This window comes from Streptomyces sp. NBC_01549 (assembly GCF_026339955.1).
Lineage (GTDB): Bacteria > Actinomycetota > Actinomycetes > Streptomycetales > Streptomycetaceae > Streptomyces.
The window spans coordinates 5,678,605-5,700,855 of the sequence record NZ_JAPEPW010000001.1; the positions used below are offsets into that span (position 1 = coordinate 5,678,605).

Consider the following 22,251-nt stretch of genomic DNA (forward strand, 5'->3'; position numbering starts at 1 on the left):
CGAACGCTTGCCCAGGGGTCCACCCTTCGGGGTGGAGGTGCAGGGCATCCTGTCCGGAGGGGCTCAGCGCCTGGGCTAGCATCGCGTTGTCCGACAGCGGAGCTTTCGGACCTACCGCCGGACGGGCGGGAAGTCAGGCCTGCGGAGGCCTTGTAAGACCGACCTTCACCGGTCGGCAAGGGCCCGTGAAACAGGAACCCGTGGTGGTGCCGCGTAGCGGTACGGACCGGAATCTCCTGCTCTCGGGCAGGGGAGGGCGTCAAAGCCTGCTGCTGACCGCGATCGATGGTGGGCCCGAAGCATCCAGCTCGGGCCCGTCGCGGGCGGGGCGCTCTTCCCGCGTCCGACACCCTCATCGCCACCGGCGTCGCCGACTGGCCGCAGCTCCCGAGGCCGGACTTCTGGATCATGCTGACGTACGCCGCCGCCCAGTTCTTGCTGGTCAGCGGCGTGCTGGGCACCCTCGGTGCGCGGAGCGCGGCGAGGGCGGCGTACGGTGAGATGCGCTCAACCACCCTCTGAGCGCATCTCACCCAGCCGATCAGCCGAGAAGGATCCTCGTCATGCGCGCGACCACCATCCACGCCCCGTTCGACATGCGGGTGGAGGACGTCCCCGAGCCCCTGGTGCAACTGCCCACCGACGCGGTCGTGCGAGTCCTGCGGTCCTGCATCTGCGGCAGCGACCTGTGGGCGTACCGGGGCGAGGCGGCGCGTCAGCCGGGGCAGCGCATCGGGCACGAGTTCCTCGGCATCGTCGAGGAGACCGGCTCCGAGGTGACCGGCGTCCGCCGCGGTGACCTGGTCGTCGCGCCCTTCATGTGGTCCGACGGTGTCTGCGACTACTGCCGCGAGGGCCTCACCACCTCCTGCGAGCACGGCGGCTTCTGGGGCGCGGTCGGCTACGACGGCGGTCAGGGCGAGGCCGTGCGCGTCCCCTTCGCCGACGGCACCCTCGTACAGCTGCCCAAGGAGGCGGCCTCCGACGACCACCTGCTGTCGGCCCTGCTGACGCTCTCCGACGTCATGGGCACCGGTCACCACGCGGCCCTCGGCGCGGGGGCCCGCAAGGGCGCCACCGTCGCCGTGGTCGGGGACGGCGCCGTCGGGCTGTGCGCCGTGCTGGCCGCCAAGCGGCTCGGCGCCGAGCGGATCATCGCGCTCGGACGCCACCAGGCACGTACGGACATCGCGCGCGCCTTCGGCGCCACGGACGTCGTCGCCGCACGCGGCGAGGAGGCCGTCGAGGCCGTCCGCGAGCTGACCCGCGGCCAGGGCGCGCACGCCGTCGTGGAGGCGGTCGGCACCGAGCAGTCCATGCGGACGGCCGTGAACATCACCCGCGACGGCGGCGCCATCGGCTTCGTCGGGGTGCCGCACGGCAGCGGCACCGGCCTCGACCTGAGCGTGATGTTCGACCGGAACATCGCGCTGCGCGGCGGTGTGGCGCCCGTGCGGGCGTACATCCCGGAGCTGCTGCCCGACGTCCTGGACGGCACCATCGACCCGTCGCCCGTGTTCGACATGACCGTCGGTCTGGAGGGCGTGCCCGAGGGCTACAAGGCGATGGACGAGCGCACCGCCCTCAAGGTGCTCGTCACCAACGGCTCATGACCACCTGATCGGCAGCGGCAGCGCCGTCAGAAGTCCCGACACCGCCACGACCAGGCCCAGTGCCACCACCTCCCCGCGCGCGGGGACACAGGCACCGAGCCGGTCGGCGGCCCGGCGCAGCCGCAGCCGCGCGAGCAGCGCCAGTACGGCGACGGCGGCCACCAGCGCCAGCTTGGCGAGCAGAGTGCGTCCGTACGACGTCGCCGTCAGCTGGTGCAGGACCGTGCCCGGCGGCATCCGGCGCAGCGCGCTCCACACGCCCGTCGCGGTGAGTGCCGCGAACAGGACGGCCGCCACACGCGCGTAGAGGCCCAGAAGCGCCGCACCGGCCGCATCCGCCGCCTCCGCCGCCTTCGAAGAGGTGCGCCAGGCGCGCAGCATCCGCAGGACGTGCAGCAGGCCGCCCGTCCACAGCGCCGCGCAGATCACGTGCACGAGAGTCAGACCGGAGCCGACGAGCGGGCCGTGCTCCGGCGCCGGGTGGGCGCGCAGCGCCTCCGCGAGGGCCACCGCGGCCAGCGGCCACGCCTGGGCGGCCGGCCGGCGCGAGCGGGCGCAGAGCCCGGCGGCCAGGAACGCGTTGACCTCCAGGAGCGCGAGCTTGCCGTCCCGGGTCTGGTAGAGCCCGCCGACGTCCATGTCGGAGAGGTGGTGCGGCAGCAGATTGCCGGTGGCCACCACCGAGGCGAGCCCCAGTGCGGCGACGAACCCGGCCGCCGCGGCGTGGGGAGCCCAGCTGCGGGGCGCGTGCTCCAACGGCGCGCCCGGCACCCGGCGGGCCAGCCGGGCCGCGAACAGTTCGCCCGCCGGGACGCACAGCGCCGCGAACAAGGCCGCGCGCAGCAGGGCGATGCCGCCGACGCCGGGGGCGGCCGCCTCGCCGGTGCCGTCCAGCGCGGGGCGCGGGCCGAGCAGCGGGATCAGGGCGGCGACGGCCACCAGGACGAGCAGGGCGACGGCGCGTCCGGCGGCGGGGCGCCGCGCCGGACCGCTCGCGCCCGCTGTCTCGGCTGTCGGTCGTATCAAGGTCACCCCAGGATCTTCACCAGTCGGCACAGAACCGGGCAAGTGCAGGGAAACAAGCGGTGGTTCGGCATTCCGCCCATAGATACGTTTCCGGCCGACCCCTCGCTCACGCCCGACGGGCGCGGCCGTCTCCCGAAGTGACCCGCCGACTCAGGGCCACCGGGCCGGGTCCGACCCCAGGCGGCCCGGCGGACGTGCCCAGTCGGCCGGGCCGCCGGCGAAGGAGACGGGTGACCGGGCGTACCTGAGCCGGCCCAGGTCGCTGTCGGTCCCGGCGAGCCAACGGGCCGGTTCGTACGAGGCGTCGGCGGGCTCCTCGTCCTGCCACGCGAGCCCGTTCACGAGCCACTCGGCCGTTCGCGCCAGCGCCAGCCGTACGAACCGGCTGCCGCCGTCGTCCAGTTGTTCCGTCAGGGCCCGCAGTACGGCGGCCGCCAGCAGATACCCCGTGCCGTGATCCAGGGCCTGCGCGGGCAGCGCACCCGGCCGCTCGGCGGACCCCTCGATCTCCGCGATGCCGGTGGCGACCTGCACCAGACTGTCGAAGCCCCGACGCCCGGACCACGGCCCGTAGTCGCCCCACGCCGACAACTGCGCCACCACCAGACCGGGCCGCCGCTCGGCCAGCGCCCGCGGGCAGAGCCCGAACCGGTCCAGTGCGCCGGGCCGGTACCCGGTGACGACGACATCGGCCTCGGCGAGCAGTTCCTCGAAGGCCGAGCGATCCCCTCGTGCCGACAGGTCGAGCGTGGTGGAACACTTTCCGAAGTCCATGTCGGCGTGCTGGTCGTCGATCTCGGGCAGGCGCGGGCTGTCGATCCGCAGGACGTCCGCGCCGAGGAGGGCGAGCGTGCGGGTGGCCACCGGGCCCGCGATGACCCGGGTGAGGTCCAGCACGCGCAGGCCCGCGGCGGGCAGCAGCGGATCCCCGGCGAGCGGGACGAGCGGTCGCACGGGTGCCGTGTCCAGTCGCTCGCGGGTCACCAGCGGGTGTGCGGCGATCGCCCGCCCCTGTGGATGCGTGGCCCACTGGCCGGGCGTGCGCAGGGCGATCGCGAGACCGCCGGCCGCGTACACGGTCTCCTCCACCTCGACGGCCGATCGCTCGGCCAGCACTTCGGCGAGCACCTCGGCGGGGGTGTCCCGGCCCTCCGGCACACCCAGCGCGCCCAGCAGCCGCTCCCGGTGGTGCGGATAGTTCGCGTGGGTGCGGACCCAGCCGTCCGCCGTCCGCCAGAACCGAGACAGCGGGGCGAAGTTGACCGGCTCACGGCCGTCGACGCGCAGGTGCCGTTCACTGTGGAAGGCGGTGGCGACAGCGCCGTCGTCGACCCGCGCTTCGGGCACCTTCCCTCCGGTGCGGGCGGCGGTCAGCTCGGCTCCCGCGAGGGCGCAGACCGCGACACACGCCCGGGCCATCGCCCGTACCGGCAGCCGTGCGGGCAGCACCCCCTCCCGTGCGACGGCCGAGATCTGTGGGACGAGTGCGGGGTCGCCGCCCAGCGCGGCCCACGCGAAGTCTGTAGGAGTCATGGCGGCACTATGCCGGGTGTACCGAATCAACATGGGAAAGGGGGCCGGGGCCACTGCCCGCCGGGGCAACAGCCCGGCCCCCCTCGCTCACACGGTCACTTCGTGACCGCCTTCAACGCGTTCACGGTGCCCCAGCCGTAGAACCCGTTGTGGTTCTTCGTGCCCTCGCACACCGCGTCGACCTTGCCGTCGCCGTCGATGTCGTACGGGTCGGTGCACGGTGTGGCGTCGGCCTCCGCGTACAGCAGCGCCTTCACCAGGGCGGCGGAGGCGTGCGGGTGGGTCGACTTGATGAGGGCGGCGACACCGGCGACGTGCGGGGACGCCATCGACGTACCGGCCATGTAGCCCCATGTGCCGCCGGGCAGCGGGCCGAGGATCAGGCCGCTGGTGGCGGGCGGGGCGGGGGTCTGGTAGCGCGTCGAGTCGCCGCCGGGCGCGGCGACGTCGATGACGCCCAGGCCGTGGTTGGAGAAGGACGACTTGATGCCCTTGGCGCCCGTCGCGGCCACGGTGACCACACCCGGCAGCTGGGTGGGGATGTCGTAGCACTTGGAGGGGTCGATCACCCGGTCCGAGGGTGTGCCGTCGTTCGGGGAGACCGGGTCGGTGATCGAGTCGGCGGCCAGGTCGTAGTTCTCGTTGCCCGCCGCGGCGACGTTGACGGTGCCCTTGCGCTCCGCGTATCGCGAGGCGCGGGTGATCGCGTCGACCAGGGCCTTCTGGTCCGGGTCGTCCTTGCAGTTGAAGTACCAGGGGTCGGTGTAATAGCTGTTGTTGGTCACGTCGACGTGGTGCTCGGCGGCCCACACGAAACCGCAGACGACGGCCTCGGTGTAGAAGTAGCCGGCCGTCGTGGCCACCTTGATGCCGGCGACCTTCACGCCGGGCGCGACGCCGGTGATGCCGACGCCGTTCTTGGCGCCCGCGATCTCGCCCGCGACATGCGTGCCGTGCGGGCTCTCCGCGGCGGTCGGCCGCCACGCCCCGTCGGTGGTGTCCGGCTTGCCCGTCACACAGTTGACCGAGGCGTCGCGGTTGAAGTTCGGCGCGATGTCGGGGTGCGTGTCGTCGACACCGGTGTCGATCACGGCGACGGTCACCTTGCTGCTACCGAGGGTCTTCTCGTGCGCCTTGTCCGCCTTGATCGCGGGCAGGTCCCACTGGAGGGACTCGAGCGGGTCCTGCCCGGCGGCGGCCTCGGCGCTCGCGGCCCGCTCCTGCGCGGCGGTGAGCACCTGGGGCGCGCCCATGTCGGTGGTCGACTGCGTGGGCAGTGGCGCGTTGCGCGTGTTGCCGGCCGACTGCACGCCGCGTACGCCGCGGATCGTCTTGGCGAAGTCGGCGTTCGAGGAGTGCACGACGATCACGCCGATCTGGTCGTACGACGTCACGATCGTGCCGCCGGCCTTGGCGATGGCCTTCTTCACGGAGGCGGAAGCGCCGTGCCCGGGGCGGACGTTGACGACATAGCTGAGGGCGGTCGCGTCCGCCGTCGGGGCCGTGGCGGTCTGAGCGGCGGCGCTGTCGATGTCGGCCGCCGAGGCGCTGACGTTCGGCAGGAAGGCGAGGGCCGTCGCCGTGGCCATCCCGAGCGGGAGGGCTATGGCGCGGCGGGAGCGCTTGCGAGGCGCGGTCATGGAGTCTCCAGTTCAATCGCGGTACGAGCGGTACGAGCCGTGCGGAAGCTCATGTGGCGTACGGCCGGACCTACTTGACCGCCCGCAGCGCGTTGACGATCCCGGCTCCGTAGAAGCCGTTCACGTGCTTGCCGCCCACGCAGGTGGCGTCCACGACGCCGTCGCCGTCACCGTCGTACGGGGCGGTCGGGCAACCCGGGTTGTCCGCCTCGGCCTTGAGGAGCGCCTGGAGCTGGGCCGGCGAGGCCCAGGGGTACTTGGACTTCAGCAGCGCGGCCACGCCCGCGACATGCGGCGTCGCCATCGACGTGCCCTGCAGGAAGCCGTACTGGTTGTTCGGCATCGTCGACAGAATGCGGCCGTTCTTCGACGGCGTGTCCGGGCTCTGGTACTTGTCGCCGCCCGGCGCGGCGACGTCGATGACGCCCTTGCCGTAACTGGAGAAGTACGACTTGGCGCCGGTGACGCCGGTCGAGGCGACCGTGACGACGCCGGGCAGCTGGGTCGGTACGTCGAAGCACTTGTGCGGGTCGACCGTACGGGGCACGGCGGTCGAGTCGTCGGGGCTGGAGGCGTCCTCAAGGGCGTTCGAGTCGAGGTCGTCGTTGGAGTTGCCCGCCGCGGCGACGTTGAGGGTGCCCTTCTTCTGGGCGTACAGCTGGGCCCGGTTGACGGCGTCGACGATCGCCCTCTGGTCGGGGTCGTCGAGGCAGTTGTAGAGCCACGGGTCCACGTAGTAGCTGTTGTTGGTGATCTCCACGCCGTGGTCGGCGGCGAAGACGAAGGCGCAGACGACACTCTCCGGGTAGAAGAGCTGGCTCGCGTCCGGCTCGGCCACGGTGATGCCCGAGACCTTCACGCCGGGCGCGACGCCCGCGACGCCGATGCCGTTGCGGGCCGCGGCGATCTCCCCCGCGACATGGGTGCCGTGGTAATGGTCGGCGTCCACGGGGCGCCACGAGCCGTACGTGGTGTCCGGCTTGCCGCCCACACAGTTCGCGGACTGGGAGGGGGAGAAGTTCGGGGCGATGTCCGGGTGGGTGTCGTCGACGCCGACGTCGATCACGGCGACCGTCACGCTCTTGCTGCCCGGGTTGATCTTCGCGGCCTTGTCGGCGTCGATCGCGCGCAGGTCCCACTGGTCGGCTTCCAGGGGCTCCTCGCCCGCGGCGGCGGTCCTGGAGACCTTGGCGGCCTCGGCGGCGGACAGCATCTGCGCCGCGCCCTCGTCCGTCGTCCCCGCGGCCGTCAGCGGCGCGGTCCGGGTCGCGCCCGCCGACTGCACCCCGCGCACGGCGCGGATCCGCTTGCCGAAGTCGGGGTTGGCCGAATGGACGACGATCACACCGATCTTCTCGTAGGCGATGACGACGGTGCCGCCCGCCGCGGTGATCGCCTTCTCCACCGACGCGATCGTGCGATGGTCCGTCCTGGTGTTCACCACGTACGCGAGGTTGGGGCCGTCCGCGCTCGGCGTGGCGGACGCGGTCAGCGGGGCCGCCGACGCGGCGCCCGGCAGGAAGCCGAGCGAGGCGGTGAGCGACAGGACGACCGGCACCGCGAGGGCGAGGCGACGTCTGGAACGCAGATGAGCCATGGGATCTCCACATCATCCGGAAACGAAAGCCGCCCGAACACAGGTGGTGCTCGGGCAGGTGCGTGAGGGTGCTGAGGCTGGTGCGGGTGGCGCTTCGGCAGGTGCATGACGAGTGCTGCAGGCCGAAGCTATCTCCCGTCCCAACTGGCCAGCAATGACTTCCGGAGATGACTTCCGAAAGAAGTCGGGGGAGTTGAACCGGTCCACGCGTGGCGCCGTGACCTTGAGCAGGGAGCCCGAGGACGATCGAGCCCCCCGTTGGATCACGCAAGGAAGCAATACCGTCGCTCCCGGTCACGTGATCCAGGTCACTGTGAGGTCGCACCACATGTCCGCACCCCAGCCGTCCCCGTCCGCGAGCCCCGACTCGCCCCCGTCCATCGTCGTAACCGCACCCGCAACGCGAGGAGACTTCGTGGCTACCGACGCACCGCCCCCTTCGAAGGCCGATCCCCGGCTGCCCTCGACCGAGCAGTTCGTCGAGGTGCAGGAGAGCGCCGAGTTCGCCGAACTGCGGCGCGCGCACCGCTCCTTCGCCTTCCCGCTGACCGTCGCCTTCATCGCCTGGTACCTGCTGTACGTCCTGCTCTCGAACTACGCGGGCGACTTCATGGGCACCCAGGTGGTCGGCAACATCAACGTCGCCCTGGTCCTCGGGCTCGCCCAGTTCCTCACCACGTTCCTCATCGCCTGGTGGTACTCGCGGTACGCCGCCGCGAAGCTCGACCCCAAGGGCGAAGCGATCAAGTCCCGGCTGGAGGGCGACGCATGAGCCCCGTACAGACGACCGTGCTCGCCGCCGGTGAGGCCAGTCAGCACCGGCCGCTGATCATCACCCTCTTCGCGGTGTTCGTCGCCGCGACCCTCGTCATCACCGTCTGGGCGGGCCGCCAGACCAAGGACGCCGCCGACTTCTACGCGGGCGGACGACAGTTCACCGCCTTCCAGAACGGCCTGGCCGTCTCAGGCGACTACATGTCCGCGGCCTCGTTCCTCGGCATCGCGGGCGCGATCGCCCTCTTCGGGTACGACGGTTTCCTCTACTCCATCGGCTTCCTGGTCGCCTGGCTGGTGGCCCTCCTCCTGGTCGCCGAGCCACTGCGCAACTCCGGCCGCTACACCATGGGCGACGTACTGGCGTACCGCATGCGCCAGCGCCCGGTCCGTACCGCCGCGGGCACCTCCACCATCGTCGTGTCGATCTTCTACCTGCTGGCGCAGATGGCCGGCGCGGGCGTCCTCGTCTCGCTGCTCCTCGGCATCACCAGCGACGGCGGCAAGATCGGCATCGTCGCCCTCGTCGGCGTCCTGATGATCGTGTACGTCACCATCGGCGGCATGAAGGGCACCACCTGGGTCCAGATGGTCAAGGCCGTCCTGCTGATCATCGGCGCCCTGCTGCTCACCTTCCTGGTGCTGCTGAAGTTCAACTTCAACATCTCCGACCTGCTCGGCAAGGCGGCCGACAACAGCGGCAAGGGCGCGCCCTTCCTGGAACCCGGCCTCAAGTACGGCGCCACGTCCACCACCAAGCTGGACTTCATCTCCCTGGGCATGGCACTGGTCCTGGGCACCGCGGGCCTGCCGCACATCCTGATCCGCTTCTACACGGTGCCCACGGCGAAGACCGCACGGAAGTCGGTGAACTGGGCGATCGGCCTCATCGGCGCCTTCTACCTGATGACCCTCGCCCTCGGCTTCGGCGCCGCCGCGCTGATCAAACCCGACGAGATCATCGCCTCCAACAAGGCGGGCAACACCGCCGCGCCCCTCCTGGCACTGCACCTGGGAGGCGTCGACTCCAACTGGGGCGCCATCCTGCTCGCCTCCATCTCCGCCGTCGCCTTCGCCACCATCCTCGCGGTCGTCGCCGGCCTGACCCTGGCCTCGTCCTCCTCCTTCGCGCACGACATCTACGCGAACGTCATCAAGAGGGGGCAGGCCACGGAGAAGCAGGAGATGACCGCCGCCCGCTACGCGACGGTGGGCATCGGTGCCGTCTCCATCCTGCTGGGCGCCCTCGCCCGCGACCTGAACGTCGCCGGTCTGGTCGCGCTCGCCTTCGCGGTCGCCGCCTCCGCCAACCTGCCGACGATCCTCTACAGCCTCTTCTGGAAGCGGTTCACCACCCAGGGCGCGCTGTGGTCGATCTACGGCGGTCTGATCACGGCGGTCGGCCTGGTGCTGTTCTCGCCGGTGGTCTCGGGCAAGCCCACCTCGATGTTCCCCGACGTCGACTTCCACTGGTTCCCGCTGGAGAACCCCGGCCTCATCTCGATCCCGGTCGGCTTCCTGCTGGGCTGGCTCGGCACGCTCCTGTCCAAGGAGGAGCCGGACGCCGGCAAGTACGCCGAGTTGGAGGTGCGGTCCCTGACGGGCACCGGAGCACACTGATCCCCCGCGCCGACGGCCGCGTCGTAGATCTCTACGACGCGGCCGCGCCGCGTCTCGTGGGATCCGGCCGGGGCTGATGTCAGTCGTGTCACGTAGGCTCGTCGTGTCGAGTGGAAGTGATCCGCAACGAGGGAGGGGGCCCACGTGCTCATCGACACCTATGGCCGAGTAGCCACCGACCTGCGCGTCTCACTGACGGACAGGTGCAATCTCCGGTGCACGTACTGCATGCCCGAAGAGGGCCTGCAGTGGCTGGCCAAGCCCGACCGGCTCACGGACGACGAGATCGTCCGTCTCATCGAGATAGCGGTCACCCGCCTCGGCATCACCGAGGTCCGCTTCACCGGCGGCGAGCCTCTGCTGCGCCCCGGCCTGGTGGGCATCGTGGAGCGGGTCGCCGCGATCGAGCCCCGCCCCCAGATGTCCCTGACGACCAACGGCATCGGCCTCAAGCGCACCGCCACCGCCCTGAAGACCGCCGGCCTCGACCGGGTGAACGTCTCGCTGGACACCCTGCGCCCCGACGTCTTCAAGAGGCTCACCCGCCGCGACCGCCACCAGGACGTCATCGCGGGCCTCGAAGCCGCCCGCGACGCCGGCCTGACCCCCGTCAAGGTCAACTGCGTCCTGATGCCGGGCCTCAATGACGACGAGGCCCCCGACCTCCTGGCCTGGGCGGTGGAGCACGACTACGAGCTGCGCTTCATCGAGCAGATGCCCCTCGACGCCCAGCACGGCTGGAAGCGCGAGGGCATGGTCACCGCGGGCGACATTCTCGCCTCGCTGCGCACGCGCTTCGTGCTCACCGAGGAGGGCACCGAGGACCGGGGTTCCGCCCCTGCTGAGCGCTGGCTCGTGGACGGCGGCCCGCACCGCGTCGGTGTGATCGCCTCGGTCACCCGCCCCTTCTGCGCGGCCTGCGACCGTACGCGCCTCACGGCCGACGGCCAGATACGCAACTGCCTGTTCGCCACCGAGGAGACCGACCTGCGCACCGCCCTCCGCTCGGACGCCCCCGACGAGGAGATCGCCCGTGTCTGGCGCCTCGCGATGTGGGGCAAGAAGGCGGGGTCGGGCCTGGACGACCCGTCGTTCCTCCAGCCGGCCAGGCCGATGTCCGCGATCGGCGGCTGAGAGCGCCCCTTCAGGGGCGCGGGGCTGTGACACATGCGGCTTCGCCGCGTGGGCGCGACCAGCCACAGACGACCCGCACTTCCAGAACCGCTCAGCCCTCCGGCTCCTCCCAGTCCTCCAGCCGCACCACGTCCTTCAAGAACCCGCGCACGCCCAGGAACTTGGACAGGTGCTCGCGGTGCTCCTCGCACGCGAGCCACGTCTTGCGCCGCTCGGGCGTGTGCAGCTTCGGGTTGTTCCAGGCGAGCACCCACACGGCATCGGTGCGGCAGCCCTTGGCGGAGCATTGAGGAGTGCCGGGGGGCGGGGACATGTCGGGGAGCGGGAAAGTCACGCCTCAACCCTAGACGGCCCCGAAAAGGCGACGCCGAGCAGCCACGGGGGGAGCTGCCCGGCGTCGGTCTGTCGCTCCGACGGGGGATGCGGAGCGCGTACGAAGTATGTCACGGGTGACCGTCCGCCCGGCACCGGAACAACATGATTGATCTGAGCTTTTCTTGAGCTTGGTGCGCGATTGGATTCCGTTTCCGGCGGATCCTCCGTGGTCAGGTGAGGGTCGAGTCGGGCTCGGCCCGCTCGTGCGGCTCGCCTCCCGAACGCGTCCCGGGGTTGGTCACGACGTCCTCCGGGACGGATTCCGCGGAGGCGCTCGGGCGTGGCGGCGCGATCATCGCAGGGCCGGGCACGGTGACGAATGTCGACGGCAGCGACGGCGCGTTCTCCCGTCCGGCGTTGGCGATCACGACGGCGACGTAAGGGAGGACTATCCCGAGCACCAGTGCGACGATTGCGACGTGCCGCTCCACGTTCCAGAGGGTCGCGCCGAGGATCACGGAGACCGTGCGGACAGACATCGAGATGACATAGCGGCGCTGTCTGCCGCGCACGTCCTCGTCGAGCCCCTGCCTGGCCCCGGTGATCCGGAAGACCTGGCCGTTGCTCTGCTTCCGCATCACGTTCCACCACCTGCCCTGTGTCGGACGCTCCCTGGCCCGTACCCCGTCCGAACCCGGTCTGGGAAACAGGCCCGAACACCTCTCACGTTACGCCGCGGCTCCGCCGCCTTCGAGACCGGGGCGGGTCCGGCTTGGGGGGGACATGATGCGCCGTACCGCGTATGGCCGCGCCCGACATGCGCCGTATGGCGCACACGTCGAGACTGGGCGAAATGCTCACGTAGAGCCGTACTAGGAGGCAGAGATGGGCTGGTTGTGGGCGATCATCGTGGGCTTCGTGCTGGGCCTGCTGGCCAAGGCGATCCTTCCGGGCAAGCAGCACAGCCCACTCTGGCTGACCACCATCTTCGGCATCCTCGGAGCCATCGTCGGCAACGCGATCGCCCGGGCTCTCGGCGTCGCCGAGACGCGGGGCATCGACTGGAGCCGCCACGCCTTCCAGCTCGTGGCCGCGATCATCATCGTGTTCCTCGGCGACATGGCGTACATGGCGCTGCGGGGCAACAAGCAGAAAGCCTGATGCGCGGGTACGACGAAAGGGGCGGCCTCCCGAACGGGAGACCGCCCCTTCCTTGTATCTAGGCCCCTGTGACCTCCACCGCCGCCAGGTTCTTCTTGCCCCGGCGCAGCACCAGCCAGCGCCCGTGCAGCAGATCCTCCTTGGCGGGGACCGCGTCCTCGGCGGTGACCTTGACGTTGTTCACGTAGGCACCGCCCTCCTTGACCGTGCGACGCGCGGCCGACTTGCTGGCCACCAAGCCGACCTCCGCGAAGAGGTCGACCACCGGGCCGAGCTCGGCGACCTGGATGTGCGGCACCTCGGAGAGCGCCGCGGCCAGCGTCCGCTCGTCGAGCCCGGTCAGTTCGCCCTGGCCGAAGAGGGCCTTGGACGCGGCGATCACCGCGGCCGTCTGGTCGGCGCCGTGCACCAGCGTCGTCAGTTCCTCGGCGAGCGCGCGCTGGGCGGCGCGGGCCTGGGGGCGCTCTTCGGTCTGCTTCTCCAGCTCTTCGAGTTCCTCGCGGGACCTGAAGGACAGGATGCGCATGTACGTCGAGATGTCCCGGTCGTCCACGTTCAGCCAGAACTGGTAGAACGCGTACGGCGTCGTCATCTCCGGGTCGAGCCATACGGCGCCGCCCTCGGTCTTGCCGAACTTGGTGCCGTCCGCCTTGACCATCAGCGGCGTGGCCAGCGCGTGCACGCTGGCGTGCGGCTCCAGGCGATGGATCAGATCGAGACCCGCGGTGAGGTTGCCCCACTGGTCGCTGCCGCCCTGCTGCAATGTGCAGCCGTAGCGTCGGTACAGCTCCAGGAAGTCCATGCCCTGCAGCAGCTGGTAACTGAACTCCGTGTAGCTGATGCCTTCCTCGGACTCCAGGCGCCGGGCCACCGAGTCCTTCGTCAGCATCTTGTTGACGCGGAAGTGCTTGCCGATGTCCCGCAGGAACTCGATGGCCGACAGGCCGGCCGTCCAGTCGAGGTTGTTCACCATGACCGCGGCGTTCTCGCCCTCGAAGGACAGGAACGGCTCGATCTGCGAGCGCAGGCGCGTCACCCAGTTCGCGACCGTCTCCGGGTCGTTCAGCGTGCGCTCGGCGGTCGGGCGCGGGTCGCCGATCTGGCCCGTCGCGCCGCCGACCAGGGCCAGCGGGCGCAGGCCCGCGTGCTGGAGGCGACGCATGGTGAGGACCTGCACCAGGTGCCCCACGTGCAGGCTGGCCGCGGTCGGGTCGAAGCCGCAATAGAACGTGACGGGACCGTCCGCGAGCGCCTTGCGCAAAGCATCTTCGTCAGTGGACAGGGCGAACAGCCCCCGCCACTTCAGCTCGTCGACGATGTCCGTCACGGTTCTCGTATCTCCTTGGGTGGTCTCGTGAATCAGGTACGAGGTTATACGCCCTGGCTGACAGAGCTCATATTGAAGTCGGGCACCCTCAGCGCGGGCATCGCAGCACGAGTGAACCAATCGCTCCATTCGCGCGGCAATGTCTTTTCCGTGCGCCCCGCCTCCGTGGCCCGCGACAGCAGGTCCACCGGCGACTCGTTGAACCGGAAGTTGTTGACCTCGCCGACGACCTGGCCGTTCTCGACGAGGTAGACGCCGTCCCGGGTCAGTCCCGTGAGTAGCAGCGTCGCCGGGTCGACCTCGCGGATGTACCAGAGGCAGGTCAGCAGCAGACCGCGCTCGGTGGCGGCGACCATCTCCTCCAGGGAGCGGTCCTCGCCGCCGTCCAGGATCAGGTTGCCGATGGCCGGGGCGACGGGCAGCCCGGTGAGGCCCGCGCTGTGCCGGGTGGTGGACAGACGGTTCAGCGTGCCCTCGCGCACCCAGTCCGTCGCGGACAGCGGCAGCCCGTTGTCGAACACGGACGCGTCGTCGCCGGAGGAGTGCGTGAGCACGAAGGGCGCGGACTCCAGTCCCGGCTCGTTCGGGTCGCTGCGCAGGGTCAGCGGCAGCTCGGTGAGCTTCTCGCCGACACGGGTGCCGCCGCCGGGCTTGCTGAACACGGTCCGGCCCTCGGCCGCGTCCCGGGCCGCCGCCGACCACATCTGGTAGATCAGCAGGTCCGCGACGGCGGTCGGCGGCAGCAGCGTCTCGTAGCGGCCGGCGGGCAGGTCGATGCGCCGCTCGGCCCATCCGAGCCGGGTCGCCAGCTCGGCGTCCAGGGCGGCCGGGTCGACGTCCTTGAAGTCCCGCGTGGACCGCCCCGCCCACGCCGAGCGCGTCCGGTCGGGCGATTTGGCGTTGAGTTCCAGCGTCCCGTTGGGCTGGTCGTGACGCAGGCGCAGCCCCGTCGACGTACCGAGATAGCTGGAGACGAGCTCATGGTTGGCGAAGCCGTACAGCTCGCGTCCGCCCGCACGCGCGCGGGCGAAGGACTCGCCGAGCGCCGGGGCGAAGTCGGCGAAGACGGCGGAGGAGGTCTCGGAGGGCGCGTCGGTGAAGTCGGGGGACTCCGGCACGCCGGTGACCAGCGGCTGGGCGTCCTCGGCGGCCCCCGCGCCGCGTGCGGCCGCCTCCGCGGCCCGCACCAGGGGCTCCAGCTCGTCCGCGGTCACGGCCGCGCGTGAGACGACTCCGGAGGACGTGCCCTCTCGGCCGTCGACGGTCGCGATGACGGTCAGGGTGCGCCCGCGTGTGACCCCGTTCGTGGTCAGCGCGTTGCCGGCCCAGCGCAGGTTGGCGGTCGAGTGCTCGTCGGCGATCACGACGCAGCCGTCGGCGCGGGAGAGTTCGAGGGCGCGCTCGACGACCTCGTGCGGCTTGTTCGTACGGGCGCTCATCGACCGGCCTCCTGCGTCGTGTTGAGGATGTTGACCCCCTGGAAGAGAGCCGACGGGCAGCCGTGCGAGACCGCCGCGACCTGGCCCGGCTGGGCCTTGCCGCAGTTGAAGGCACCGCCCAGGACATACGTTCCCGGACCACCCACCGCGGCCATCGAACCCCAGAAGTCGGTGGTGGTGGCCTGGTAGGCGACATCCCGCAGCTGTCCGGTGATCCGACCGTTCTCGATCTTGAAGAACCGCTGACCGGTGAACTGGAAGTTGTACCTCTGCATGTCGATGGACCAGGATCGGTCACCGACGACGTAGATCCCCCGATCCACACCCCCGATCAGGTCCTCGGTCGAGTGTCCCGCGGGGTCCGGCTGGAGTGAGACGTTGGCCATGCGCTGTACGGGCACGTGCCCGGGGGAGTCGGCGTACGCGCACCCGTTGGACCGGTCGAAGCCGGTCAGTCTCGCGATGCGCCGGTCCAGCTGGTAGCCGACGAGGGTGCCGTCCTTCACGAGGTCCCAGGACTGCCCCTCGACGCCCTCGTCGTCGTAGCCGATGGTCGCGAGGCCGTGCTCGGCGGTGCGGTCACCGGTGACGTTCATCCGCTCGGAGCCGTACCTCAGCTTGCCGAGCTGGTCGAAGGTGGCGAAGGAGGTGCCGGCGTACGCCGCCTCGTAGCCCAGGGCGCGGTCCAGCTCGGTGGCGTGTCCGATGGACTCGTGGATCGTCAGCCACAGGTTGGAGGGGTCGACGACGAGGTCGTACAGCCCCGCCTCGACGCTCGGCGCCCGCATCTTCTCGGCGAGCAGCTCCGGGATCCGCGCGAGCTCGGACTCCCAGTCCCAGCCGGTGCCCGTCAGGTACTCCCAGCCGCGTCCGACCGGCGGCGCGATGGTGCGCATGGAGTCGAACTCGCCGCTGGACTCGTCGACGGCGACGGCGGTGAGCTGCGGGTGCAGCCGTACGCGCTGCTGGGTGGTCACGGTCCCGGCGGTGTCGGCGTAGAACTTGTTCTCGTGGACCGTCATCAGCGAGGCGTCGACGTGGTTGACGCCGTCGGCGGCGAGCAGCCGCGCGCTCCAGTCGGCGAGCAGTCCGGCCTTCTCCTCGTCCGGCACGGAGAAGGGGTCGATGTCGTACGACGAGATCCATGTCTTATCCGCGTGCACCGGCTCGTCCGCCAGCTCCACCCGCTCGTCGGAACCGGCCGCCCTGATCACCTGTGCCGAGAGCTTCGCCATCGCCACGGCCTGCGACGCGACCTTCGCGGCCGCGTCCATCGTCAGATCCACACCCGACGCGAACCCCCAGGTCCCGCCGTGCACCACCCGCACCGCGTACCCCAGGTCCGTGGTGTCCGACGATCCGGCCGGCTTCGCGTCCCGCAGCCGCCAGGACGCGCTGCGCACCCGCTCGAACCGGAAGTCCGCGTGCTCGGCCCCCAGCGCGCGCGCCCGCGCGAGCGCGGCGTCGGCCAGGGCCCGCAGTGGCAGTGCCGTGAAGGCTTCGTCGATGGAATGAGGCACGGAGGTCTCCCTGCTGTCGTGGCCTGTCGGGTCCGATCATGTCGCGCGGGCGGGTCCGGCGGCCACATCTTTCCGTTCGCTCGGCGAGGCTTTCTGTAGGGATCCGACAGTGAGCACCCCGCGCCACTGTCGGTGCCCGATTCTCCGGGAGGCGTGGGGGACCGATAGGTTTCCAGGGAAGGCGCCTGTCTTGCAGGGGTTTCAGACAGCTATCGAAAGGGTGATCCGTTGAGCCGCTCGGTTCTTGTCACCGGAGGCAACCGGGGCATCGGCCTCGCCATCGCCCGCGCGTTCGCCGATGCCGGCGACAAAGTCGCGATCACATACCGTTCGGGTGAGCCGCCGGCTGCCCTCATCGCATTGGGCTGCCTCGCCGTCAAGTGCGACATCACCGACACCGAGCAGGTGGAGCAGGCCTACAAGGAGATCGAGGCCGAGCACGGCCCCGTCGAGATCCTGGTCGCCAACGCGGGTGTCACCAAGGACCAGCTTCTGATGCGGATGTCCGAGGAGGACTTCACCTCCGTCCTCGACACCAACCTCACCGGCACCTTCCGGGTCGTCAAGCGTGCCAACCGCGGCATGCTCCGTGCCAAGAAGGGGCGGGTCGTCCTCGTTTCGTCGGTCGTGGGGCTGCTCGGCTCCGCGGGACAGTCGAACTACGCCGCCTCCAAGGCCGCCCTGGTCGGCTTCGCGCGCTCGCTCGCCCGCGAACTCGGCTCGCGCAACATCACCTTCAACGTCGTCGCGCCCGGTTTCGTCGACACCGACATGACCAAGGTGCTCACCGACGAGCAGCGTGCGGGCATCGTCGCCCAGGTGCCGCTCGGCCGGTACGCGCAGCCCGAGGAGATCGCCGCGACGGTGCGGTTCCTCGCCTCGGACGACGCCTCGTACATCACTGGAGCCGTCATTCCGGTTGACGGCGGACTGGGAATGGGTCACTGATCACCATGAGCGGAATCCTCGAGGGCAAGCGCGTCCTGATCTCCGGTGTGCTGATGGAGTCCTCCATCGCCTTCCACGCCGCCAAGCAGGCCCAGGAGCAGGGCGCGGAGATCATCCTGACCGCGTTCCCGCGGCCCACGCTGACCGAGCGCATCGCCAAGAAGCTTCCCAAGCCCACCAAGGTCATCGAGCTCGACGTGACCAACGACGAGCACCTGGCGCGTGTCGCCGACGTCGTCGGTGAGGAGCTGGGCGGCCTGGACGGCGTCGTCCACTCCATCGGCTTCGCGCCGCAGGACGCGCTGGGCGGCAACTTCCTCAACACGCCGTTCGAGTCCGTCGCCACCGCGATGCACGTCTCGGCGTTCTCCCTGAAGTCGCTGACCATGGCCTGTCTGCCGCTGATGCAGAACGGCGGCTCGGTCGTCGGCCTCACCTTCGACGCGTCCTTCGCCTGGCCGCAGTACGACTGGATGGGCCCGGCCAAGGCCGCCCTGGAGGCCACCAGCCGCTACCTCGCCCGCGACCTGGGCAAGCAGAACATCCGCTGCAACCTCATCTCCGCGGGCCCGCTCGGCTCGATGGCCGCCAAGTCCATCCCGGGCTTCGGCGAGCTGGCCTCCGTGTGGGACAACCGCTCTCCCCTGGAGTGGGACCTCAAGGACCCCGAGCCGGCCGGCAAGGGCGTCGTCGCCCTGCTGAGCGACTGGTTCCCGAAGACCACCGGCGAGATCATCCACGTGGACGGCGGTCTGCACGCCATCGGTGCCTGAATTCCCCCATCCGGCCGACGCCCCGTTTCCCGCAGCGTGCGGGCAGCGGGGCGTCGCCCGTTCGGCCTAGTCGGCCGGGCGCCCCGGGCACCGTACCGCGCACGCTGGAACCACGCACCGCCCCGCAGCCGTCCGGCCGAGGAGGTCCCCTTGTGCGCCTGTCCCGCCGTTTTGCCCCGGCGTTCGCCGCTCTCGCGTTCATGATGGTTCTGCCGTACGACGCCGTGCCCCACACGCGCGTGGCGCACGGAAAACCCCCTGTCCCCCAGCCGTTCGGCGCCGATTGCCGCACCACGGTCCAGGGGTCGCACGTGACCGCGTACTGCCACAACCCCTACCCGGAGACCGACCAGGTCGCCCTGCACATCGAGTGCGACCGCTGGTGGGACATCGACACCGACACCGACCCGGTCGACGCGGGCCCCGCGATGACGGTCCGGCTGACCGGCCGATGCTGGGAGGAGGTCCGGTCGGCGTGGGTCAGCCACCAGAAGTGACGGCGTTCGTCAGCCGTCTCAGGCCTGAGGCGTGAGCCGTCCCGGACGGCACTGGAACGGATAGCCCCCGGCCTCCGCGCCCGCCGCCTCCGTGTCCCCCGCGCGGATCGCGTCGACGAGCCGCGTGTGGTCCATGTACGTCTCCGGCGTCAGCTTCCCCCCGACGTCCTCGCGCAGCCAGTCCCTCAGCACCTCGCCCAGGTCCGCGTACATCGCCGTCATGACGTCGTTGTGGGAGGCGGCCACCACCGCCAGGTGGAAGGTCGCGTCGGCGGCCACGAAGGCCTCCGCGTCACCCGACTCCCAGGCCTCCTCACGCCGTACGAGCAGCGCGTCGAGCTGCTTCAGATCGCGCTCGGTGCGCCGCTCGGCGGCCAGCTTCGCCGCGCTCGACTCCAGCGTGGCGCGCAGCTCGGCGATGTGCCGCGGCTCGGCGTCGGCGAAGCGCCGGTGCATCACGCCCGCGAGCTCGCTGGTCGCCACGACATAGGTGCCCGAGCCCTGGCGGATGTCGAGCAGACCGTTGTGGGCCAGCGCGCGGACTGCCTCGCGGACGGTGTTACGGGCGACGCCCAGCTGCTCGACCAGCTCCGGCTCGGTGGGGATGCGGGAGCCGACCGGCCACTCGCCCGAGGTGATCTGGTTCCGCAGCTCGGCGATGACCTGCTCGGACAGCGCCGAACGGCGAGGGTGGCTCAGCGGCATGACGGTCCTTCGTACGGGCCCGGTGTGGTCGTTCGCGCGGGGCGGGAGAATCCGGAGATTAACGCAAGGGGATTGGACAGCCAATCATCCCATGATTCTATGATGGGCGTCATGGTGAGCGAGGAGACCCGGACGATGACGTCCACGCCCATACGTAGTCCGGACGAGAGCAGGGAGCCCCAACCGCATGCCACGCGTGCGTGGACGACGCGGCTCGTGACGGTCGGCATCGTCCTCACGGCCCTCAACCTGCGCCCCGCGATCACCAGCTTCGGCGCTCTCCTCGAAGAGGTGCGCGACGGGCTCGGCATGAGCGGCAGCGTCGCCGGACTGCTCACCTCCGTACCGCCGCTGTGCTTCGCCGTCTTCGGTGTCATGGCGCCACGCCTCGCCCGCCGCTTCGGGCCCGGAGCGGTCGTCTGCGCCGGAATGGCCGCCATCACGGCGGGGCTCGCGATCCGGCCCTACACCGGGAGCGCGGTCGGCTTCCTGGCCGCCAGCGCCCTCGCCCTGATGGGCATCGCCGTCAGCAACGTCCTGATGCCGGTGATCGTCAAGAGCTGGTTCCCGGACCGGGTCGGCTCCATGACCGGCCTCTACTCGATGGCGCTCGCCCTGGGCACCTCGGCCGCGGCGGCGGTGACCGTGCCCATGACCAACGCCCTGGGCGGCAGTTGGCAGTCGGGCCTCGCGGTGTGGGCCGGCCTGGCCGCGGCCGCCGTACTGCCGTGGATCGCGCTGGTACGCGCGCGGGGCGCCGATTCCCGCGACGGCGAGCGGCCGCATACGACACCCCCTGCCGCGCGGGAACCTGGCGGACCGCGCATCACCCGCAGCCGAACCGCCTGGGCGCTCGCCGTCTTCTTCGGACTCCAGGCCACCGCCGCGTACATCACGATGGGCTGGATGCCGCAGAACTTCCGCGACGCGGGCGTCTCCGCGGGCACCGCGGGGCTGCTCCTCGCCGTCACCATGGCGATGGGCGTGCCCCTGGCCTTCGTCATCCCGCGCCTCGCCACCCGCATACCCCACCAGGGGCCGATCGTGGTCGCGCTCGGCGCCTGCGGCCTCGCGGGATACGCGGGCCTCTACGTCGCCCCGGCGGGCGGAGCCTGGGCCTGGGCCCTGCTGCTCGGCGTCTCCAACTGCGCCTTCCCCCTGGCCCTCACCATGGTCGGCATGCGGGCCAGGACCGGCGCGGGCGTCGCCCAGCTCTCGGCGTTCGCGCAGAGCACCGGGTATCTGATCTCGATCCCGGGACCCCTGCTCGTGGGCGTGCTCTACCAGCACAGCGGCGGCTGGGGGCTGCCGATCGCGCTCATGGCCGCCCTGATGGTGCCGCAGATCGCGGTGGGCGTCGTGGCCGGCCGCGACCGTATGGTGGAGGACGAGGCGGCGCGCGGGACGCGCTCCTGAGGCCCCCGACGGCGGAGGTGCGGACGAAGGGTGCGAGACTGGCCCGTATGGCGCTCGACCCGAACCCCCAGAACGGCCAGAAGAAGCTGCTGATCGTGCTCGGCGCGATGCTGGCCATCACCGTGATCATCGGCATCATCGCGTCGATCGCCTCGCCGTGACCACCGCCGCCCGCACCCCCGGGAACGCCGATGGTGGTGCTAGCCCCCCTGTCCCCTAGGGGGTGAGTGTCAGGGTCAAGTGGGTGGATCACCGGATGGGTTGACGGCCCGGGAATCCGTAACTTCGAGTTGTGGCCGCGACGACGCGGATCACGGAGCACCCGAAGACCCACGGAGGCGGCATGTCGGCCCGTACGCACACCCGGCCCCACCCGGCGACCCCGGGCAGCGTGGACATCCGGCTGCCCTGGTGGGCCCTCGCCCTGCCCGCCCTCGCCTTCGTCGCCCTCCTGCTCCTGATACTGAACCCGGCGGACGCGCACGCCGCGGGCGGCGACCCCGCGATCACTCACATCTTCGAGCGCGTCCAGCAGACGGTGCTGCACCAGACCCCCTGAGCACCCCCTGGGGGAGCAGGTCAACTCTCGGCGCCGCATGGCGTGTTTCATGCGAAGCTGGGACCCATGAGCGTCGCAGAATCCCGCAGGATTGTCCTCTTCCGGCATGCGAAAGCCGACTGGCCACAGGTGTCCGACCACGAGCGGCCGCTCGCTGACCGGGGCCGTAAGGACGCAGCCGTCGCCGGACGCAAGCTGGCCGACACCGGCATCCCGTTCGACATGGCCCTGTGCTCCACGGCGACCCGCACCCGGGACACCTGGAAGCTCGCCGTCCACGAGCTCCCGCACCGGCCGAAAACCGTCTATGAGGAGCGGCTCTACGAGGCCTCGCCCGGCGAGCTGATCGCCGTACTCAACGAGACCCCGGACGACGCGCACAGCGTGGTCCTGATCGGCCACAACCCCGGCATCCAGGGCCTCGCCGACATTCTGGCCGGACAGGCCGAGGGCGACACCCGCGCCCGCATGGCCGCCCACGGCTTCCACACCGGCGCCTTCGCCGTGCTGTCCTTCGAGAGCTCCTGGAAATCCCTGGAGCCCGGCGTGTGCACGCTGACCGACTACTGGGCGCCGACCGAGTAACCCACCCCGACAGGGACGGGGGCCCGGCACCAGTACGGATGCTGTTGGTTAATTCGGGCCTGGTTGCTT

At 70.7% G+C, this 22,251-nt stretch carries 22 protein-coding genes and 1 pseudogene; 13 read left to right on the forward strand and 10 right to left on the reverse strand.

From position 1 onward, the window contains the following. Positions 1-295: 295 nt before the first annotated feature. Positions 296-522, forward strand: a pseudogene (locus OG819_RS25280) (lysoplasmalogenase family protein); the annotation flags it as partial. 41 nt (positions 523-563) lie between these two features. After that, on the forward strand, positions 564-1,613 hold the full coding sequence (locus OG819_RS25285; protein WP_266623649.1) for a zinc-dependent alcohol dehydrogenase family protein: 1,050 nt from the start codon (positions 564-566) through the stop codon (positions 1,611-1,613). Here OG819_RS25285 and OG819_RS25290 read toward each other — a convergent pair. From OG819_RS25290 to OG819_RS25305, 4 genes are all read right to left on the reverse strand, one after another. Next, on the reverse strand, positions 1,608-2,645 hold the full coding sequence (locus tag OG819_RS25290; protein WP_266623648.1) for a CopD family protein: 1,038 nt from the start codon (positions 2,643-2,645) through the stop codon (positions 1,608-1,610). The two genes, OG819_RS25285 and OG819_RS25290, sit on opposite strands and share 6 nt — an antisense overlap. Positions 2,646-2,789: 144 nt before the next feature. After that, complete coding sequence (locus OG819_RS25295; RefSeq protein ID WP_266651230.1) at positions 2,790-4,172, reverse strand: CoA transferase; 1,383 nt, start codon at positions 4,170-4,172, stop codon at positions 2,790-2,792. A gap of 95 nt (positions 4,173-4,267) precedes the next feature. Next, positions 4,268-5,812: a S8 family serine peptidase gene (locus tag OG819_RS25300; protein ID WP_266651231.1), complete on the reverse strand. Its 1,545-nt coding sequence runs from the start codon at positions 5,810-5,812 to the stop codon at positions 4,268-4,270. A 70-nt stretch (positions 5,813-5,882) separates the two neighbouring features. Next, positions 5,883-7,409: a S8 family serine peptidase gene (locus OG819_RS25305; protein ID WP_266651232.1), complete on the reverse strand. Its 1,527-nt coding sequence runs from the start codon at positions 7,407-7,409 to the stop codon at positions 5,883-5,885. A 415-nt stretch (positions 7,410-7,824) separates the two neighbouring features. Here OG819_RS25305 and OG819_RS25310 point away from each other — a divergent pair, with 415 nt between their 5' ends. The 3 genes from OG819_RS25310 to moaA all read left to right on the forward strand — a co-directional run bounded on the left by OG819_RS25310 (position 7,825) and on the right by moaA (position 10,937). After that, on the forward strand, positions 7,825-8,181 hold the full coding sequence (locus tag OG819_RS25310) for a DUF485 domain-containing protein (RefSeq protein ID WP_067364553.1): 357 nt from the start codon (positions 7,825-7,827) through the stop codon (positions 8,179-8,181). Continuing rightward, positions 8,178-9,803 (forward strand): cation acetate symporter, encoded by a 1,626-nt coding sequence (locus OG819_RS25315; RefSeq protein ID WP_168507847.1) that lies wholly within the window; start codon positions 8,178-8,180, stop codon positions 9,801-9,803. The genes OG819_RS25310 and OG819_RS25315 overlap by 4 nt, the downstream gene beginning before the upstream one ends. Positions 9,804-9,947: 144 nt before the next feature. Further along, positions 9,948-10,937, forward strand: a complete 990-nt coding sequence (gene moaA / locus OG819_RS25320; protein ID WP_266651233.1) for a GTP 3',8-cyclase MoaA — start codon at positions 9,948-9,950, stop codon at positions 10,935-10,937. A 91-nt stretch (positions 10,938-11,028) separates the two neighbouring features. Here moaA and OG819_RS25325 read toward each other — a convergent pair whose 3' ends face one another. Both OG819_RS25325 and OG819_RS25330 read right to left on the reverse strand, forming a co-directional pair. Next, positions 11,029-11,250: a hypothetical protein gene (locus tag OG819_RS25325; RefSeq protein WP_266591014.1), complete on the reverse strand. Its 222-nt coding sequence runs from the start codon at positions 11,248-11,250 to the stop codon at positions 11,029-11,031. Positions 11,251-11,482: 232 nt separating this feature from the next. Next, a complete protein-coding gene (locus tag OG819_RS25330; protein ID WP_266651234.1) occupies positions 11,483-11,890 on the reverse strand; it encodes a DUF3099 domain-containing protein in 408 nt (135 codons plus the stop codon). 247 nt (positions 11,891-12,137) lie between these two features. On the opposite strand from OG819_RS25330, the gene OG819_RS25335 reads away from it, so the two are divergent. After that, entirely contained in the window at positions 12,138-12,413 is a 276-nt protein-coding gene (locus OG819_RS25335; RefSeq protein WP_054232233.1) for a GlsB/YeaQ/YmgE family stress response membrane protein, read from the forward strand. A 58-nt stretch (positions 12,414-12,471) separates the two neighbouring features. Here OG819_RS25335 and tyrS read toward each other — a convergent pair whose 3' ends face one another. From tyrS to OG819_RS25350, 3 genes are read right to left on the reverse strand one after another with little or no spacing between them, the layout of a single operon-like run. Next, positions 12,472-13,740: a tyrosine--tRNA ligase gene (tyrS, locus tag OG819_RS25340; protein WP_266623642.1), complete on the reverse strand. Its 1,269-nt coding sequence runs from the start codon at positions 13,738-13,740 to the stop codon at positions 12,472-12,474. Between the two features lie 44 nt (positions 13,741-13,784). Beyond that, positions 13,785-15,179, reverse strand: coding sequence for a metallopeptidase TldD-related protein (locus OG819_RS25345; protein ID WP_266623641.1), 1,395 nt, complete (start codon positions 15,177-15,179; stop codon positions 13,785-13,787). Further along, positions 15,176-16,699 (reverse strand): TldD/PmbA family protein, encoded by a 1,524-nt coding sequence (locus tag OG819_RS25350; RefSeq protein ID WP_266651235.1) that lies wholly within the window; start codon positions 16,697-16,699, stop codon positions 15,176-15,178. The genes OG819_RS25345 and OG819_RS25350 overlap by 4 nt, the downstream gene beginning before the upstream one ends. A 228-nt stretch (positions 16,700-16,927) precedes the next feature. Here OG819_RS25350 and fabG point away from each other — a divergent pair, with 228 nt between their 5' ends. From fabG to OG819_RS25365, 3 genes are all read left to right on the forward strand, one after another. Then, positions 16,928-17,647 (forward strand): 3-oxoacyl-[acyl-carrier-protein] reductase, encoded by a 720-nt coding sequence (gene fabG / locus OG819_RS25355; protein ID WP_266623639.1) that lies wholly within the window; start codon positions 16,928-16,930, stop codon positions 17,645-17,647. A 5-nt stretch (positions 17,648-17,652) separates the two neighbouring features. Further along, positions 17,653-18,420, forward strand: a complete 768-nt coding sequence (fabI, locus tag OG819_RS25360) for an enoyl-ACP reductase FabI (RefSeq protein ID WP_266623638.1) — start codon at positions 17,653-17,655, stop codon at positions 18,418-18,420. Positions 18,421-18,572: 152 nt separating this feature from the next. Next, on the forward strand, positions 18,573-18,917 hold the full coding sequence (locus OG819_RS25365) for a hypothetical protein (protein WP_266651236.1): 345 nt from the start codon (positions 18,573-18,575) through the stop codon (positions 18,915-18,917). A gap of 18 nt (positions 18,918-18,935) precedes the next feature. Here the strand turns inward: OG819_RS25365 and OG819_RS25370 are convergent, their stop codons facing one another. Further along, complete coding sequence (locus OG819_RS25370; RefSeq protein ID WP_266623636.1) at positions 18,936-19,622, reverse strand: FadR/GntR family transcriptional regulator; 687 nt, start codon at positions 19,620-19,622, stop codon at positions 18,936-18,938. Between the two features lie 99 nt (positions 19,623-19,721). On the opposite strand from OG819_RS25370, the gene OG819_RS25375 reads away from it, so the two are divergent. The 4 genes from OG819_RS25375 to OG819_RS25390 all read left to right on the forward strand — a co-directional run bounded on the left by OG819_RS25375 (position 19,722) and on the right by OG819_RS25390 (position 22,182). Continuing rightward, positions 19,722-21,038 carry a CynX/NimT family MFS transporter gene (locus OG819_RS25375; RefSeq protein WP_266651237.1) on the forward strand — a complete coding sequence of 439 codons (1,317 nt, stop codon included), beginning with the start codon at positions 19,722-19,724 and terminating at the stop codon, positions 21,036-21,038. Between the two features lie 47 nt (positions 21,039-21,085). Beyond that, positions 21,086-21,199, forward strand: a complete 114-nt coding sequence (locus OG819_RS25380; protein WP_266415559.1) for an SGM_5486 family transporter-associated protein — start codon at positions 21,086-21,088, stop codon at positions 21,197-21,199. A gap of 182 nt (positions 21,200-21,381) precedes the next feature. Then, entirely contained in the window at positions 21,382-21,597 is a 216-nt protein-coding gene (locus OG819_RS25385; protein ID WP_266634210.1) for a hypothetical protein, read from the forward strand. A gap of 66 nt (positions 21,598-21,663) precedes the next feature. Beyond that, the gene (locus tag OG819_RS25390) at positions 21,664-22,182 is read left to right on the forward strand and encodes a histidine phosphatase family protein (RefSeq protein WP_266623634.1); all 519 of its coding nucleotides are present in this window, start codon (positions 21,664-21,666) and stop codon (positions 22,180-22,182) included. Positions 22,183-22,251 lie beyond the last annotated feature (69 nt).